The 15,154-nt window shown below is 61.8% G+C and carries 13 protein-coding genes; 4 read left to right on the forward strand and 9 right to left on the reverse strand.

Going from position 1 to position 15,154, the window contains the following annotated elements; translation table 11 throughout:
- The first annotated feature begins 3 nt into the window (after positions 1-3).
- Together ACMGF9_RS20475 and ettA are read left to right on the forward strand one after the other, a co-directional pair.
- On the forward strand, positions 4-501 hold the full coding sequence (locus tag ACMGF9_RS20475; protein WP_015376601.1) for an OmpA family protein: 498 nt from the start codon (positions 4-6) through the stop codon (positions 499-501).
- A 142-nt stretch (positions 502-643) separates the two neighbouring features.
- A complete protein-coding gene (gene ettA, locus ACMGF9_RS20480; RefSeq protein WP_015376600.1) occupies positions 644-2,311 on the forward strand; it encodes an energy-dependent translational throttle protein EttA in 1,668 nt (555 codons plus the stop codon).
- A gap of 30 nt (positions 2,312-2,341) precedes the next feature.
- Here ettA and ACMGF9_RS20485 read toward each other — a convergent pair whose 3' ends face one another.
- On the reverse strand, positions 2,342-3,253 hold the full coding sequence (locus ACMGF9_RS20485) for a LysR family transcriptional regulator (protein ID WP_015376599.1): 912 nt from the start codon (positions 3,251-3,253) through the stop codon (positions 2,342-2,344).
- 97 nt (positions 3,254-3,350) lie between these two features.
- Between ACMGF9_RS20485 and ACMGF9_RS20490 the strand changes: the two genes are divergently transcribed.
- On the forward strand, positions 3,351-4,352 hold the full coding sequence (locus ACMGF9_RS20490) for a zinc-binding alcohol dehydrogenase family protein (RefSeq protein ID WP_015376598.1): 1,002 nt from the start codon (positions 3,351-3,353) through the stop codon (positions 4,350-4,352).
- 31 nt (positions 4,353-4,383) lie between these two features.
- Here the strand turns inward: ACMGF9_RS20490 and ACMGF9_RS20495 are convergent, their stop codons facing one another.
- From ACMGF9_RS20495 to serB, 4 genes are all read right to left on the reverse strand, one after another.
- Positions 4,384-5,817, reverse strand: a complete 1,434-nt coding sequence (locus tag ACMGF9_RS20495) for a glycosyltransferase family 39 protein (RefSeq protein WP_414160387.1) — start codon at positions 5,815-5,817, stop codon at positions 4,384-4,386.
- Between the two features lie 133 nt (positions 5,818-5,950).
- Positions 5,951-7,225: a multifunctional transcriptional regulator/nicotinamide-nucleotide adenylyltransferase/ribosylnicotinamide kinase NadR gene (gene nadR, locus ACMGF9_RS20500; protein WP_015376596.1), complete on the reverse strand. Its 1,275-nt coding sequence runs from the start codon at positions 7,223-7,225 to the stop codon at positions 5,951-5,953.
- Between the two features lie 58 nt (positions 7,226-7,283).
- Complete coding sequence (gene radA, locus ACMGF9_RS20505; RefSeq protein WP_015376595.1) at positions 7,284-8,669, reverse strand: DNA repair protein RadA; 1,386 nt, start codon at positions 8,667-8,669, stop codon at positions 7,284-7,286.
- Positions 8,670-8,688: 19 nt separating this feature from the next.
- The gene (serB, locus tag ACMGF9_RS20510; RefSeq protein ID WP_004933052.1) at positions 8,689-9,666 is read right to left on the reverse strand and encodes a phosphoserine phosphatase; all 978 of its coding nucleotides are present in this window, start codon (positions 9,664-9,666) and stop codon (positions 8,689-8,691) included.
- 110 nt (positions 9,667-9,776) lie between these two features.
- Between serB and ACMGF9_RS20515 the strand changes: the two genes are divergently transcribed.
- Positions 9,777-10,460, forward strand: a complete 684-nt coding sequence (locus ACMGF9_RS20515; RefSeq protein WP_004933054.1) for a YtjB family periplasmic protein — start codon at positions 9,777-9,779, stop codon at positions 10,458-10,460.
- Between the two features lie 169 nt (positions 10,461-10,629).
- Here ACMGF9_RS20515 and deoD read toward each other — a convergent pair whose 3' ends face one another.
- The 4 genes from deoD to deoC form a co-directional block, all read right to left on the reverse strand.
- Positions 10,630-11,361, reverse strand: a complete 732-nt coding sequence (gene deoD / locus ACMGF9_RS20520) for a purine-nucleoside phosphorylase (protein WP_004933059.1) — start codon at positions 11,359-11,361, stop codon at positions 10,630-10,632.
- Between the two features lie 96 nt (positions 11,362-11,457).
- Positions 11,458-12,681 (reverse strand): phosphopentomutase, encoded by a 1,224-nt coding sequence (gene deoB / locus ACMGF9_RS20525; RefSeq protein ID WP_015376593.1) that lies wholly within the window; start codon positions 12,679-12,681, stop codon positions 11,458-11,460.
- A gap of 70 nt (positions 12,682-12,751) precedes the next feature.
- Positions 12,752-14,074 carry a thymidine phosphorylase gene (gene deoA / locus ACMGF9_RS20530; RefSeq protein WP_004933068.1) on the reverse strand — a complete coding sequence of 441 codons (1,323 nt, stop codon included), beginning with the start codon at positions 14,072-14,074 and terminating at the stop codon, positions 12,752-12,754.
- Positions 14,075-14,140: 66 nt separating this feature from the next.
- Complete coding sequence (gene deoC / locus ACMGF9_RS20535) at positions 14,141-14,920, reverse strand: deoxyribose-phosphate aldolase (protein WP_021505383.1); 780 nt, start codon at positions 14,918-14,920, stop codon at positions 14,141-14,143.
- Between the last annotated feature and the right edge of the window lie 234 nt (positions 14,921-15,154).

Raw genomic sequence — 15,154 nt, forward strand, 5'->3', positions numbered from 1 at the left:
ACTATGATACAGCAACTTTTTAAAGGCCGTTTTTCACTGCTGACGATGATGTTCGTCGCTCTGCTGGCGCTCGCCGGCTGCCAGAGCAAACCGCAGGGCCTGACACCCGAGCAGGTCGCGCTGTTGCAATCGCAGGGCTTCAAACTGACCGATAATGGCTGGGAGTTCGGCCTGTCGGACAAGGTGCTGTTCGGCAACAACATCGGCAAACTGAACCCGGAAAGCACCGAGACGGTACAGAAGATGGGCCGTGCGCTGCTGAGCGTCGGCATCACCAAGTTCCGCCTGGACGGCCATACCGACAACTACGGTGAAGACAGCTATAACGATCAGCTCTCCCTGCGCCGCGCCGATGCGGTGGCCGATCTGCTGGCCAGCGTCGGCATTCCACGCGCCAATATCGAAACCCGCGGCATGGGCAAGCGCGATCCCGTTGCCGATAACCGCACCTCCAGCGGCCGTGCGGAAAACCGCCGCGTCGCGATCGTCGTCACGCCATAAGCCACCAATATGCGCCTTTATCGGCGCATAAACGGTTATACTTAGCGATCGCTGAGCGATGTCTGGGATCCGAGATCGAAACGGGCTACACTCATGCCGCCAGACATCCTATAAATACTGATATAGAGAGGCTTAGAGCAACGTGGCTCAATACGTCTATACCATGCACCGCGTCGGCAAGGTGGTACCGCCGAAGCGCCATATTTTGAAAAACATCTCCCTGAGCTTCTTCCCTGGGGCTAAAATCGGCGTGCTGGGCCTGAACGGCGCCGGTAAGTCCACCCTGCTGCGCATCATGGCCGGCATCGATACCGATATCGAAGGGGAAGCGCGCCCGCAGCCGGGCATCAAGATCGGTTACCTGCCGCAGGAGCCGCAGCTTAACCTCGAACACACCGTGCGTGAGTCGGTGGAAGAAGCGCTGGCGGAAGTGGTCGGCGCGCTGAAGCGCCTGGACGAAGTGTACGCGCTGTACGCGGAAGAAGGCGCAGACTTCGACAAGCTGGCCGCCGAACAGGGCCGCCTGGAAGAGATCATTCAGGCGCACGACGGTCACAACCTCAACGCCCAGCTGGAACGCGCCGCCGATGCGCTGCGCCTGCCGGACTGGGACGCCAAAATCGCCCACCTGTCCGGCGGTGAACGCCGCCGCGTGGCGCTGTGCCGCCTGCTGCTGGAAAAGCCGGACATGCTGCTGCTGGACGAACCGACCAACCACCTGGACGCCGAGTCCGTGGCCTGGCTGGAACGCTTCCTGCACGACTTCGAAGGCACCGTGGTAGCGATCACCCACGACCGTTACTTCCTGGATAACGTGGCCGGCTGGATCCTCGAACTTGACCGCGGCGAAGGCATTCCATGGGAAGGCAACTACTCCTCCTGGCTGGAGCAGAAAGACGCGCGTCTGGCACAGGAAGCGTCCGCCGAAGCCGCTCGTCGCAAGTCGATCGAGAAAGAGCTGGAGTGGGTGCGTCAGGGCGCCAAAGGCCGTCAGTCCAAAGGCAAGGCCCGCCTGGCCCGCTTTGAAGAGCTGAACAACACCGAATACCAGAAACGTAACGAAACCAACGAGCTGTTCATTCCGCCTGGCGCACGCCTGGGCGATAAAGTGGTCGAAGTCAGCAACCTGCGTAAGTCCTATGGCGACCGCCTGTTGATCGACGACCTGTCGTTCTCGGTGCCGAAAGGCGCGATCGTCGGCATCATCGGCCCGAACGGCGCGGGTAAATCCACGCTGTTCCGCATGATGTCCGGCCAGGAGCAGCCTGATTCCGGCAGCATTGTGCTGGGCGATACCGTCAAGCTGGCGTCCGTCGATCAGTTCCGCGACAACATGGACGGTTCGAAAACCGTGTGGGAAGAAGTCTCCGGCGGGCAGGACATCATGCGCATCGGCAACACCGAGATGCCAAGCCGCGCCTATGTCGGCCGCTTCAACTTCAAGGGCGTCGATCAGGGCAAACGCGTGGGCGAGCTGTCCGGCGGTGAGCGTGGCCGTCTGCATCTGGCCAAGCTGCTGCAGGTTGGCGGCAACGTACTGCTGCTCGATGAACCGACCAACGACCTGGATATCGAAACCCTGCGCGCGCTGGAAAACGCCCTGCTGGAATTCCCTGGCTGCGCCATGGTGATCTCGCACGACCGTTGGTTCCTCGACCGTATCGCCACCCACATCCTGGACTACCAGGACGAGGGCAAGGTGGAATTCTTCGAAGGCAACTTCACCGAGTACGAAGAGTACAAGAAGCGTACGCTGGGCGCCGATGCGCTCGAGCCGCACCGCATCAAGTACAAGAAGATCGCCAAGTAATACGAAAGGCGCCGCATGCGGCGCCTTTTTTTACTCCCGCGCCAGCTCGCGCGCGTAGTCGTCGAACGCCGGATGCTGCAGCACCACATCGATGAAGCAGGCCAACGCCGCGGAATTCAGCTTGCGGCTCGGGTAGACCAGATATAGCTCATTCCCTTCTGCGCGCCACGCCGGCAGCACCTCCACCAACAGTTTCTGCGCCACCACCTCGCGGCTGAGAAACGCCGGCAGCAGCGTGATCCCCGCGCCGGCGATGGCGCATTCGCGCGCATACAGCAGGTTGTCGGTGGTGTGCGCCAGCGGCAGCTGCCAACGGTAGTAGTCATCGCCGCAGCGCAGGTTCCAGGCCGTCCAGGCGCGGTGGGCGATACAGCGATGCTGCTGCAGCTGCTGCGGATGTTCGATCGGCGGGTGCTGCGCCAAATAGGACGGTGCGGCCAACAGATAGCGCGGCGCATACCCGAGACGGCGGCCGATCAGCGAAGAATCCTGCGGCTTGCCGGTGCGCAGCGCGGCGTCGAAACCTTCCTGCACCAGATCCACCATCGCGTCGGACACCGACACCTCCAGCGAAACGTCCGGGTACTGGCGCTGAAAATCCGCTGCCAGCCGCGCCACCAGGGTCGCCCCCAGCCCGGCGGGCGTCGAGATGCGCAGGCGGCCGCTCGGGTTATCGCGCAGCCGCTGCAATGCCAGATCGGCACGTTCGGCAGCAGACATCATGACCTGACAATGTTCCAGATAACGCTCACCGGCGAAGGTCAGGTTCAGCTGGCGCGTGGTGCGATTGAGCAGCCGTAGCCCCAGCGTCTGCTCGAGCTGGCTGATGCGCTGGCTGACGCTGGATTTCGGCAACCCAACGCGCTGCGCGGCGGCGGTAAAACTGCCGCACTCCGCCACCAGCGCGAACAACGCCATGTCCTGCAGTTGTTTGAATTCCATTGTTCACCTTAAACGAACACTCCGTTAGATATTGTCCATCTTATCACCCCACTGTCGCGGGTCTACACTGGGGGCATCATTTGAAAGGAGTACAATCATGTCGATAAAAGCCATTGCCGTAGACCCGCAGAACCCCGTCGATTTCATCGAAATCTCACCGGAGATGCCGGTGCCCGGCCAGTACGATCTGCTGGTGGAAGTGAAAGCGGCGTCGGTCAACCCGGTGGACACCAAAGTGCACGCCGGTCTGCAGAAAAACGGCCTGCAGCAGCCGCGCATTCTCGGCTGGGACGCCAGCGGCGTCGTGGTGGACGTGGGCAACGGCGTCAGCGGCTTCAAGCCCGGCGATGAAGTGTGGTACGCCGGCGACATCACCCGCCCCGGCAGCAACAGCAGTCACCAACTGATCGACTCACGCATCGCCGCGCACAAGCCGCGCAGCCTGAACTGGGCCGAGTCCGCCGCCATGCCGCTCACCGCCCTCACCGCCTGGGAGGCGCTGTTCGAACACCTGAACATTCAGGACGCGCCGGAGCACAAGACGCTGCTGATCATCGGCGGCGCCGGCGGGGTCGGTTCGCTGGCCATTCCGCTGGCCGCGCTGCGCAGCAAGGTGAAAGTGATCGCCACCGCATCAAGACCGGAATCCGCCGCCTGGTGCCTTGAGCGCGGCGCCGATCTGGTGGTGGACTACCGCGATCTGAAGGGCAACCTGGCGCAGCAGGGCATCGAGCAGGTGGATTACATCCTGTGTCTGAACGATACCGACGGCCACTGGCCGGCGATGGCCGAACTGATCGCGCCGCTCGGCCATATCTGCACCATCGTCGAAAACGCGCAGCCGCTGGACCAAAACGCGCTGAAGCTGAAAAGCGCCGCGCTGCACTGGGAATTCATGTTCACCCGCAGCATGTTCACCACCCCGGACATCGCGCAGCAGGGCAAGATCCTGCAGCAGGTGGCGCAGCTGCTGGACGAGGGCAAGCTGAGCACCACACTGAGCGAAACCCTGCACGGGCTGTCGGTAGACACGCTGACCGCCGCGCATCAACAGCTGCTCGGCGGCCATATGCAAGGCAAGCTGGTTATCGCTTACTGAGCCTGAATCGCGGCGGCGCAGCGCGCCGCCGTTACTGCGGACGAACGAAACCGACGCACAGCGTCTGCTCGTCGCTATGCGGATCGGCGCGGAACGTCAGCGTCTGCTGCCAATCGAGGCGCATCTTCGGCCAGTGCGCCAACTCGCCGCCGAAGTCGCTGCGCGCGCAGTCCTCACCCAACCGCCCGAACAGGGCAACGCCGTGCTGCGCAATCTGCGGATAGCTGATGTTGACGTTGTAGATATTCGGCCGCGTATGATTGGACCAACGCGTAATGGTTCGCGGCCGGGAATCGGCGTACACCGTCATCCACTGCGACAGGTATTCGCCGCCGACGTAGCGCAGTTCAACGCCATACCGCTCCTGCCACTGCCGCTCCACCTCGGCGCTGAACGCCTTGATACCCACCATTTTCTGACCGGCGTTGCGCACGTTGCCCAGCATCACCGCGGCATACCCCAGATAGACCGCCAGCGCCGCGCACATCAGACCAATGGTCGCCGCGCGCAGCGAACGCACCGGCGGCTGGCGCACGCAACCGACCAACAGCGCAGGTGCCAGCATGAAGAACGGCTGCAGCCATTCGGTCAGCCGGCCGCCGACGTTGAAAGAGAACCAGAAGGTAATGATGCCGAGCGGCAACAGGTAGACCCACAGCAACACCCGCATCGGCAACGCCGATGGCCAGGCCAGCACCGCCCCGCTGCGCCGCAGGATCCCCCACAGCACCAGCGACGGATAGAACACCAGCAGCAGCGACTGCAGCATGTCGAGATTGAGCTGCATCTTGATCTGCGAATCCACCCACTTGAAGGCGGCGAAATCGTGGTTCCACAACCAGAACACGTTCGGCAACACCAGCGCCAACCAGATCACCACCGCCAGATAGAACTGCGGCTGGCGATAACAGCGGCGGATCTGCGGTACGAACAGCGTCGACAGCGCGGCGAAATAGACGAAGGCGAAGGTCGAGTACTTCGCCATCATCGCCAAACCGGCCGTCAGCGCGAAGGCCGGCCACCAGTTGGCCGAACGCGAAATAGCCATGTGGAAAAACAGCGCCATCCACGGCCACAGCATCACCAACAGGTAATTGTCGTTGTAGGGAATGATGTCGAAATTGATGATGCCGGACAGGTTGAGCGTCAACAGCGCCATCCAGGCCAGCGAGGTGCTGCCGCTCAGCCGGCGCGCCAACAGCCAGACGCCCAACATGCCGATGGCGATGGCGATGAAGTGCCCGCCATACCAGTACAGGTTCAGCGGCAGCCACGAGAACCCGATCGCCGGCTGCATCGCCGCCCCGACCAGCCACGGGTTTTTCGGTGAGCCCCATTCGCCGTTGAGGCCCCAGTTGAGCGCCTCGACGGCGTCGTAAGGCAGGGTAGGATCGAGATGAACAGTCAGCAGCGTCCAGGCTGCGGCATAGCAGACCAACCAAAGAGCGAGCAAGCGATAAGACATGTCTTCTTCTAAGCGTTATTGTAAAGAAAAGCTTAACGTAGTCGCTGTCGAATGAACCATGTTTAAACAAGCCGTTAAATGTGCGCCCGGGCGGCCGTTTCTGCCGCGCGATCGCACATTACGCTAATTTTGCTCAGCCTGCGGCGTGATGCTGGGCGGGCGCGTTCGCCAACCGGCCAGCGTCCGCCGCCAGCAGCTGTTGCACCAGCTCGACGCAGCGCAGGAAGCGCTCTTCGTAATCGCTGGACTCAACGTGCACATACTCGATATTGTTGGCGCGCAGCATCTCCTCCAGCAGGCGCTGGAACGCCAGCCGATCGGCGGTACTGCCCAGGCTGCGCAGGCCGTCCGCCACCCACGGCGTGTTGTTTTCCAGCAGGATCACCAGATCGAAACGGTATTCGTCGATCAGCGCCTGCACGAAGGGGTGTTCACGCCCCTCATACTTTTTGCAAAACGCCTGGGTGGTGACGAAATCGGTATCGATAAATGCCACCTTGTTGGCGTACTTGACCGCGAAATCCACGTATTGCGCCTGCCCGAGGGCAATTTTGTCGTAGTCGGAGTACTGCAGCGCCATCTCGTCGCCGCCCAGGTGCGAGAACACGTAATCGCGGCCATATTCCCAGGCGCTGGTGGTGTTGAAGATGTTGGCCAGCTTGTTGACCAGCGTCGATTTGCCGCTCGACTCGCCGCCGAGGATCGCCACGGTGCGCACGAAGAACGGCTTCACCTCGGTCGGGATGTAATCCCAGTAGCGGAACGGATCCTGGCGGATCTGATTGCCGCTGATGTTCATGAACGAACGCTCGGGGTCGACCAGAATGGTTTCGATGCCCAGATGCTCGCGGTAACGCGGCGCATCCTGCGCTTCGCTGGAATAGATAAAGCTCGGCACGATGCCTTTCTGTTCCATAAAGGCCTTCATGCCGTCGCTCCACACGTTCCAGCCGTGCGGGTAGGGCTCGATGCCCTGCTCGTCGAACGAGTGGATATGGATGTTTTTCTGGTACTTGAAGGTCTGCAGCAGCCAGCGCAGGCGATCGCTGACCGTCGGCTGTTGCGACATCGAACTGTTCTCGAACAGTTCGCGGTCGCGCGGCTCGTCGTGGCACAAAATGACGTGCAGCTCATCCACCTGGCTGCAGGCGCGCTGGATCAGGTAGATATGGCCGGTGTGCAGCGGGTAAAATTTACCAAACACCACGCCGACTTTAACCTCTTTACGCGGGAACTCCAGCCCGAGAAAACGGTGCAGCGCTTCGAGCTTTTGCGCACTCGGGCTTTTGATCTTGTCGTTCAACAGCTGGCTCAGATAGCCCTTGGTCATGCCGCTGGCATCCGCCACCTGCTGCAACGTGCAGCCTTTTTGCTTGATGGACGTCTTCAGGTAATCAAATTGCGGCATGGCCACCTCCGTTTAGTATGCTAAACAAAATAGCATATCTTGCTCGCCGTCGGCGACATTAATAAAACTCTTCCAGCACGTCCAGCGCGTCCGCCAGCTTCTTGACCCCGAACACCTGCATGTTGGCCGGCGGCTTCTTCGGCATATTGCCGTGCGGCACGATGGCGCGCTTGAAGCCGTGCTTGGCCGCTTCGGCGATCCGCTCCTGGCCGCTCGGCACCGGGCGAATTTCCCCCGCCAGCCCCACTTCGCCGAACACCACCAGATCGTTCGGCAGAGGCCGATCGCGCAGGCTCGAGACCAGCGACATCAGCAACGCCAGATCGGCGCTGGTCTCACTGACTTTCACCCCGCCGACCACGTTGACGAACACGTCCTGATCCGACATCTGCAGCCCGCCGTGCCGGTGCAGCACCGCCAGCAGGATCGCCAACCGGTTCTGCTCCAGGCCCACCGCCACGCGGCGCGGGTTGGACATCATCGAGTGATCCACCAGCGCCTGGATCTCCACCAGCAGCGGCCTGGTGCCTTCCCACACCACCATCACCGAGCTGCCGGAGGTGACTTCATCGCCGCGGCTGAGGAAGATCGCCGAAGGGTTGCTGACTTCGCGCAGCCCCTGTTCGGTCATGGCGAACACCCCCAGCTCGTTGACCGCGCCGAAGCGGTTCTTGTGGCTGCGCAGGGTACGGAAGCGGGAATCGGCGTCGCCGTCCAGCAGCACCGAACAGTCGATACAGTGTTCCAGCACTTTTGGCCCGGCCAGCGAGCCGTCTTTGGTGACGTGGCCGACCATCACGATCGCCACGCCGCGCGTCTTGGCGAAGCGCGTCAGGTAGGCGGCGGTTTCCCGCACCTGCGCCACGCTGCCCGGCGAAGACTGAATGTCCGCCATGTGCATCACCTGAATCGAGTCGATCACCATCAGCTTCGGCTGTTCCTGCTCAGCGATCAGACAGATCTGCTCGATGCTGGTTTCCGACAGCATGTTCAGGCCGCCGGTCGGCAGCCCCAGACGGTGAGCGCGCATCGCCACCTGCTGCAGCGACTCCTCACCGGTGACGTACAGGGTTTTCATCTGTTCAGACAGCTTGCACAACACCTGCAGCAACAGGGTGCTCTTGCCGGCGCCGGGGTTGCCGCCGATCAGAATCGCGCTGCCGGGCACCACGCCGCCGCCCAGCACGCGGTCGAACTCGAGAAAGCCGGTGGTGAAGCGCGGCAGCGCCTCCAGGCTGATTTCCGACAGCTTCTGCACCTTGCTGACGCCGGCGTCGCCGGCATAGCCGCTGAGGCGATCGTTGCGCGCCGCTGCGGGCGACGCGGCCAAACGCACTTCCGTGATGGTGTTCCAGGCATGACAGGCGCTGCACTGCCCCTGCCAACGCGGATAGTCCGCCCCGCACTCATTGCACACAAATGCCCGTTTTGCCGCTTTTGCCACGTCTTACCTCAATCTTTCGTTATCGCACTTCGTGTTTCAGGCTGCCGGTGAGAATACACAGCACGCCCATCAGATCCGCATGCCGGATCGATACCTGCGCTTTTTCATACACTTTCGGCTTGGCGTGGTAGGCGATGCCCAGCCCCGCCGCCTGCATCATTTTCAAATCGTTGGCGCCGTCGCCGATGGCCACGGTTTGCGCCAGCGGGATCTCCAGCTTCTCCGCCAGCCGCAGCAGCGTGTCGGCTTTGAACTGCGCGTCCACCACCGGCCCCAGCACTTCGCCGGTCAGCTTGCCGTCGCGGATCTCCAGCTCATTGGCCGCCGCCGCCACCAGCCGCAGCCGGTTGCGCAGGTATTCGGCGTAGTAGGTGAAGCCGCCGGAGGCGATCGCCACATGCCAGCCCATCGCCTGCAGCTTGCCCACCAGGCTGGTCAGCCCCGGCATCAACGGCAGCTCGTCGCGCACCTGCTTGAGGATGTTGGCATCGGCCCCTTTCAGCGTGCCAACGCGCTGGCGCAGGCTGGCGGTAAAGTCCAGCTCGCCGCGCATCGCGCGTTCGGTGACTTCCGCCACCTGCTCGCCGACGCCCGCCAATTTGGCGATTTCGTCGATGCATTCGATCTCGATCGCCGTCGAATCCATGTCCATCACCAGCAGCCCCGGCGTGCGCAGGTGCGGGATCTTGCCGAGCGGCGCCACGTCCAGCCCGCTCTCCGCCGCCAACAGCTTGGCGCGCGGCGTCAAGGTGCCCGCCAGCCGCACCACCTGATAGTCGTCCACGCCCCAGGCGGTGACGATCACCATCGCCGCGCCCAGCTTGCGTTGGAATTGGGTAATGCGCGCCTTGTCCAGCTTCCTGCCGTATAACAGCCACCCGGTATTGCCCGCCCGGTAGTCCAGCGGCATCACTTCGTCGCCGCTGAGCGAAAGGGGAAGACCCGGCCATTGAGAGATCTCCGCCGGAAGATCGCAATAGGTCAGACTGTTTGACATCATTGACTCCTGAATGGACAAAAACGCTGCATGATAAAACGACGCATCAAGCTATCCTATCGCCAGCGGTTCTGGCAACATAAAGTGTCCCCGATGCCCAAGGAACCTGCATGGCTCGCGCTAAACTGAAATTTCGCCTGCACCGCACCGCTATTATCCTGATTTGCCTGGCTTTGCTGGTGCTGCTGATGCAGGGCGCCTCTTATTTTAGCCTGAGTCACCAAATGGCGCGATCCGAGCAGGTGGAAGAGCTGGCGCAGACGCTGACCAAACAGGTCGCCTACAGCCTGGCGCCGCTGCTGGACGACGACGGCAACAACCCGCGCATCGACGCCATCCTCAAGCAGCTCACCGATCACAGCCGCATTCTCGACGTCAGCGTGTATCAGTTGGACGGCACGCTGGTCTCCCACGCCGGGGAACAGATAAGTATACGCGATCGCCTGTCGCTCGACGGCAAACGCGCCGGCAGCTACTTCAACCACCAGTTGGTCGAATCCATTCAGGGCAAAGACGGCCCGATCGGCTTTATCCGCATCACCCTCGACACCCACGTGCTGGCGACCGAATCCAAACAGGTGGACAACACCACCAACCTGCTGCGCCTGATGATCCTGCTGGCGCTGGCGATCGGCATCATTCTGGCGCGCACCCTGCTGCAGCACCGCCGCAGCCGCTGGCAGCAGTCGCCCTACCTGTTGACCGCCAACACGCCACTGGAAGAAGGCAATACGGTGGAAGACGACGAAGAGGATGCGCCGGAGACAAAGCAGGAAGCGCCGAAGAAGGAGTAACTCAGGCCAGGCGTTGAATGCGTCCGTGCCGTTTTCTTGTCCTTTCGGTGAATAGATTGTCCGTAACAACGGGATCCACATCCAATTGAAAGGTAGAGCGTTAGCCAAAAACGGCCATGCGGAGTGAATAGATTGACGGGCGGGCGCCATGGCGACGCCCGCCGCGGTATTACGCTTTGTCGCCCAGCAGCACGGATTCCAGCGCGATAACGATCATTTCGTTAAAGGTGGTCTGGCGTTCCGCCGCCGTGGTCGCTTCGTGACGCAGGATGTGGTCGGACACGGTGCAGATGGTCAGCGCCTTGCAGCCGAACTCTTCGTACAGCTCCGCCGCCACGCCGTAGATGCCGGCCGCTTCCATTTCCACGCCCAGGATGCCGTACTTCTTCATCACCTGGAACATGTCCGGATCCGGGGTGTAGAACAGATCGGCGGAGAAGATGTTGCCCACGCGCGCCGGGATGCCCTGCGCCGCCGCCGCATCGACCGCGTTGCGCACCATGTCGAAGTCGGCGATCGCCGCGTAGTCGTTGTCCTTGAAGCGCAGACGGTTAACCTTGGAGTCGGTGCACGCGCCCATGCCGATCACCACGTCGCGCAGTTTGATATCGTCACGCACCGCGCCGCAGGAACCCACGCGAATGATCTTCTTCACGCCGAATTCGGCGATCAGCTCGCGCGCATAGATGGAGCAGGACGGGATGCCCATGCCGTGGCCCATTACGGAGATGCGGCGGCCTTTGTAGGTGCCGGTGAAGCCCAACATGCCGCGCACGTTGTTCACTTCCACCGCGCCTTCCAGGAAGGTTTCGGCGATGTATTTTGCGCGCAGCGGATCGCCCGGCATCAGTACTACGTCAGCGAAATCACCCATCTCAGCATTAATGTGCGGCGTAGCCATAATTCTCTTCCTTTAAATCGTATTAAATAGCGTTAAACGTATAAGCCGTGGTATGTCAGGCGGCGGCCAACTGCGCCACCGCCTTAAACTCACGAATTAAAACAGGGTTTTACCGTAATCCATCGGCGACAGGCCAAAATAATTGGCGACGGTCTGGCCGATGTCGGCGAAGGTCTCACGGTGGCCCAGCGAGCCCGGTTTCACTTTCGGGCCGTAGACCAGCACCGGGATGTGCTCACGGGTGTGGTCGGTGCCCGGCCAGGTCGGGTCGCAGCCGTGGTCGGCGGTGAAGATGATGATGTCTTCGTCTTTCACCAGCTTCAGCAGCTCCGGCAGGCGGCGGTCGAACAGCTCCAGCGCGGCGGCGTAGCCCGCCACGTCGCGGCGGTGGCCGTAAGAGGAGTCGAAGTCCACGAAGTTGGTGAACACGATGGTGTTGTCGCCGGCCTTTTCCATTTCAATCAGGGTCGCGTCGAACAGCGCGTCGATGCCGGTCGCTTTCACCTTCTTGGTGATGCCGACGTTGGCATAGATGTCGGCGATTTTACCGATCGACACCACTTCACCGCCCTTCTCGTCCACCAGCTTTTTCAGCACGGTCGGCGCCGGCGGCTCTACCGCCAGATCGTGGCGGTTGCCGGTGCGCTGGAAGTGGCCCGGCTTGTCGCCGACGAACGGACGCGCGATCACGCGGCCGATGTTGTAACCGCCTTCGGTTAGCTCTTCACGCGCGATTTCGCACAGCTCGTACAGGCGATCCAGGCCGAAGGTTTCTTCATGGCAGGCGATCTGGAACACCGAGTCGGCGGAGGTGTAGAAAATCGGCTTGCCGGTTTTCATGTGCTCTTCACCCAGCTGATCGAGGATCACGGTGCCGGATGAGTGACAGTTGCCCAGGTAGCCCGGCAGGTTGGCGCGCTCCACCAGCTTATCCAGCAGCGCCTGCGGGAAGCTGTTGTGCTCGTCCTTGAAATAGCCCCAGTCGAACAGTACCGGCACGCCGGCGATTTCCCAGTGGCCCGACGGCGTGTCTTTACCGGAAGAGAGCTCGCTGGCGTATGCGTAAGCGCCGATGATGTCGGCATTGCGATCCAGCCCCTGCGGGAAGTTGCCGGTGGACTCTTCCGCCGCTTTGCCGAGCCCCAGGCGGCTCAGGTTAGGCAGCGTCAGCGGACCCTGGCGGCCCACGTTGGCTTCACCGCGCGCGCAAACCTCGGCGATGTGGCCCAGAGTGTCGGAACCCCGGTCGCCAAAACGATCGGCGTCTTCGCTGGCGCCGATGCCGAAGGAGTCCAATACCATAATAAATGTGCGTTTCATCTGTGCTCTCCTGCGTGTTCTCACGCTTTGGACGGCCGCGAAAAAGCCGCGGCCGTTCCTGATTCTTGGGTTATTCCGTGACGCGCTTATACACTACCGGCGTCGCTTCCGGCGCCTTGTCACTCAGCGTCATTGCGCTACGCACCGCATCGGCCGCCTGCTGCCAGCTCTCTTCATCGTTGGCGTGGATCATCGCCAGCGGCTGCTGGGCATCCACCTTATCACCCAGGCGCGCCACCTCGGTCAGACCGACGCTGTAATCGATGGCGTCGCTCGCCCGGCGGCGGCCGCCGCCCAGCGAAACCACCGCCATGCCCAGCGCGCGGGTATCCATGGCGCTGATGATGCCCGGATTTTCAGCATACACCGGCTTGCTCAGCGTTGCCGCCGGCAGATAGCTATCATAACGTTCGACGAAGTCTATCGGCCCTTGCTGCGCCGCCACCATGCGGCCAAACACTTCCGCCGCCTTGCCGTTGTCCAGCACCGCCTGCAGTTTGGCACGCGCATCGGCCTCGTCATTCGCCAGGCCGCCGGACAGCAGCATCTCCACGCACAGCGCCAGCGTCACTTCCAGCAGGCGCGGGTTGCGGTATTCACCGGTCAGGAAACGCACCGCTTCGCGCACTTCCACCGCATTGCCGGCGCTGGAGGCCAGCACCTGGTTCATGTCGGTCAGCAGCGCGGTGGTCTTGCAGCCCGCGCCGTTGGCCACGCCGACGATCGCCTGCGCCAAATCTTGCGACAGGGCATAGGTCGGCATAAAGGCGCCGGAACCGACCTTCACGTCCATCACCAGCGCATCCAGCCCTTCCGCCAGTTTCTTGGCCAGAATGGAGGCAGTGATCAGCGGGATAGAATCCACGGTGGCGGTGATGTCGCGGGTGGCGTAAAAACGTTTGTCCGCCGGCGCCAGCGAGCTGGTCTGGCCGATGATCGCCACGCCGACGTCCTGAATGATTTTACGGAAGGCGTTATCGTCCGGGAAAATATTGAAGCCCGGAATGGCTTCCAGTTTGTCCAGCGTGCCGCCGGTATGACCCAGGCCGCGGCCGGAGATCATCGGCACATAGCCGCCGCAGGCCGCCACCATCGGGCCGAGCATCAGCGAGGTCACGTCGCCCACGCCGCCGGTCGAATGCTTGTCGACGATCGGGCCGTTCAGCGCCAAACTCTTCCAGTCCAGCACGGTGCCGGAATCGCGCATCGCCATGGTGAGCGCCACGCGCTCCGGCATGCTCATGTCATGGAAATAAATGGTCATCGCCAGCGCGGCGATCTGCCCTTCCGACACCACATTGTCGCGAATACCGTTGATGAAAAAGCGGATTTCCGCTTCGCTTAACGGCTGGCCGTCGCGTTTCTTACGAATAATTTCTTGAGCCAGGAACAAGGCATCCCCCTGTGTCGCTGAGAGTCGGTGCAGACGGGCGCGCCTGGCGCCCGCCAACGAAATCGATCAGTAGCCGCCGCCGGCGGTCTGGGTCTGGTGGCCCAGCGTGGTCAGCAAGCTGGCCAGCAGGCTGGAAGCGCCAAAGCGGAAATGCCGCGCATCGGCCCACCCCTCGCCCAGAATACGATCGGCAAGTTGCAGATAATGCAGCGCATCTTCCGCGGTGCGCACGCCGCCGGCCGGCTTGAAGCCCACCGTCTTCGCCACGCCCAGATCGCGGATCACCGACATCATCAGCTCGGCGCTCTCCAGGGTGGCGTTGACCGGCACCTTGCCGGTGGAGGTCTTGATAAAGTCAGCCCCGGCCTTGATGGCGATCTCGGACGCCTTGCGGATCAAATCGGCCTGTTTCAGCTCACCGGTTTCGATGATCACTTTCAGCAGCACGTTAGCCGCCTGGCAAGCCTGCTTGCACTGTTTCACCAGCTCGAAGCCGACCTGTTCGTTGCCGGCGATCAGCGCACGGTATGGAAACACCACGTCCACTTCATCCGCGCCATAGGCGATCGCCGCGCGGGTTTCCGCCAGCGCGATGTCGATATCGTCATTGCCATGCGGAAAGTTGGTCACGGTGGCGATGCGGATGTCCGGTGTGCCTTGCTCGCGCAGCGCCTTACGCGCCACCGGGATAAAACGCGGGTAAATGCAGATGGCCGCCGTGTGGCCGGCCGGGCTGTTGGCCTGACGACAGAGCGCGATCACTTTCTCGTCGGTGTCATCATCATTCAGCGTGGTTAAATCCATCAAGTTCAGCGCACGTTGCGCTGCTGCGGTTAATTCGGTCATAAAACTCTCCAACTGAGTACCTGGGTGTTGGCGAGCGGACTTGGTTCCATGAAGATAGCGCTGGGGAACGGCGTTCCCGCGGCGGCAACTGAGATCCTTCTCACCGCACATGGCCACCCGCCTTGCGGCCGGCCAGTAATAGCTATTTGAACACGAATGCCGGAGGCGATTCGCGTTCATCGTCACACTATATGAAATAGCACTGTAACAGACCGGAATTATATGTGAAGAACA

The organism is Serratia sp. BNK-23 (assembly GCF_047456145.1).
Lineage (GTDB): Bacteria > Pseudomonadota > Gammaproteobacteria > Enterobacterales > Enterobacteriaceae > Serratia > Serratia nematodiphila.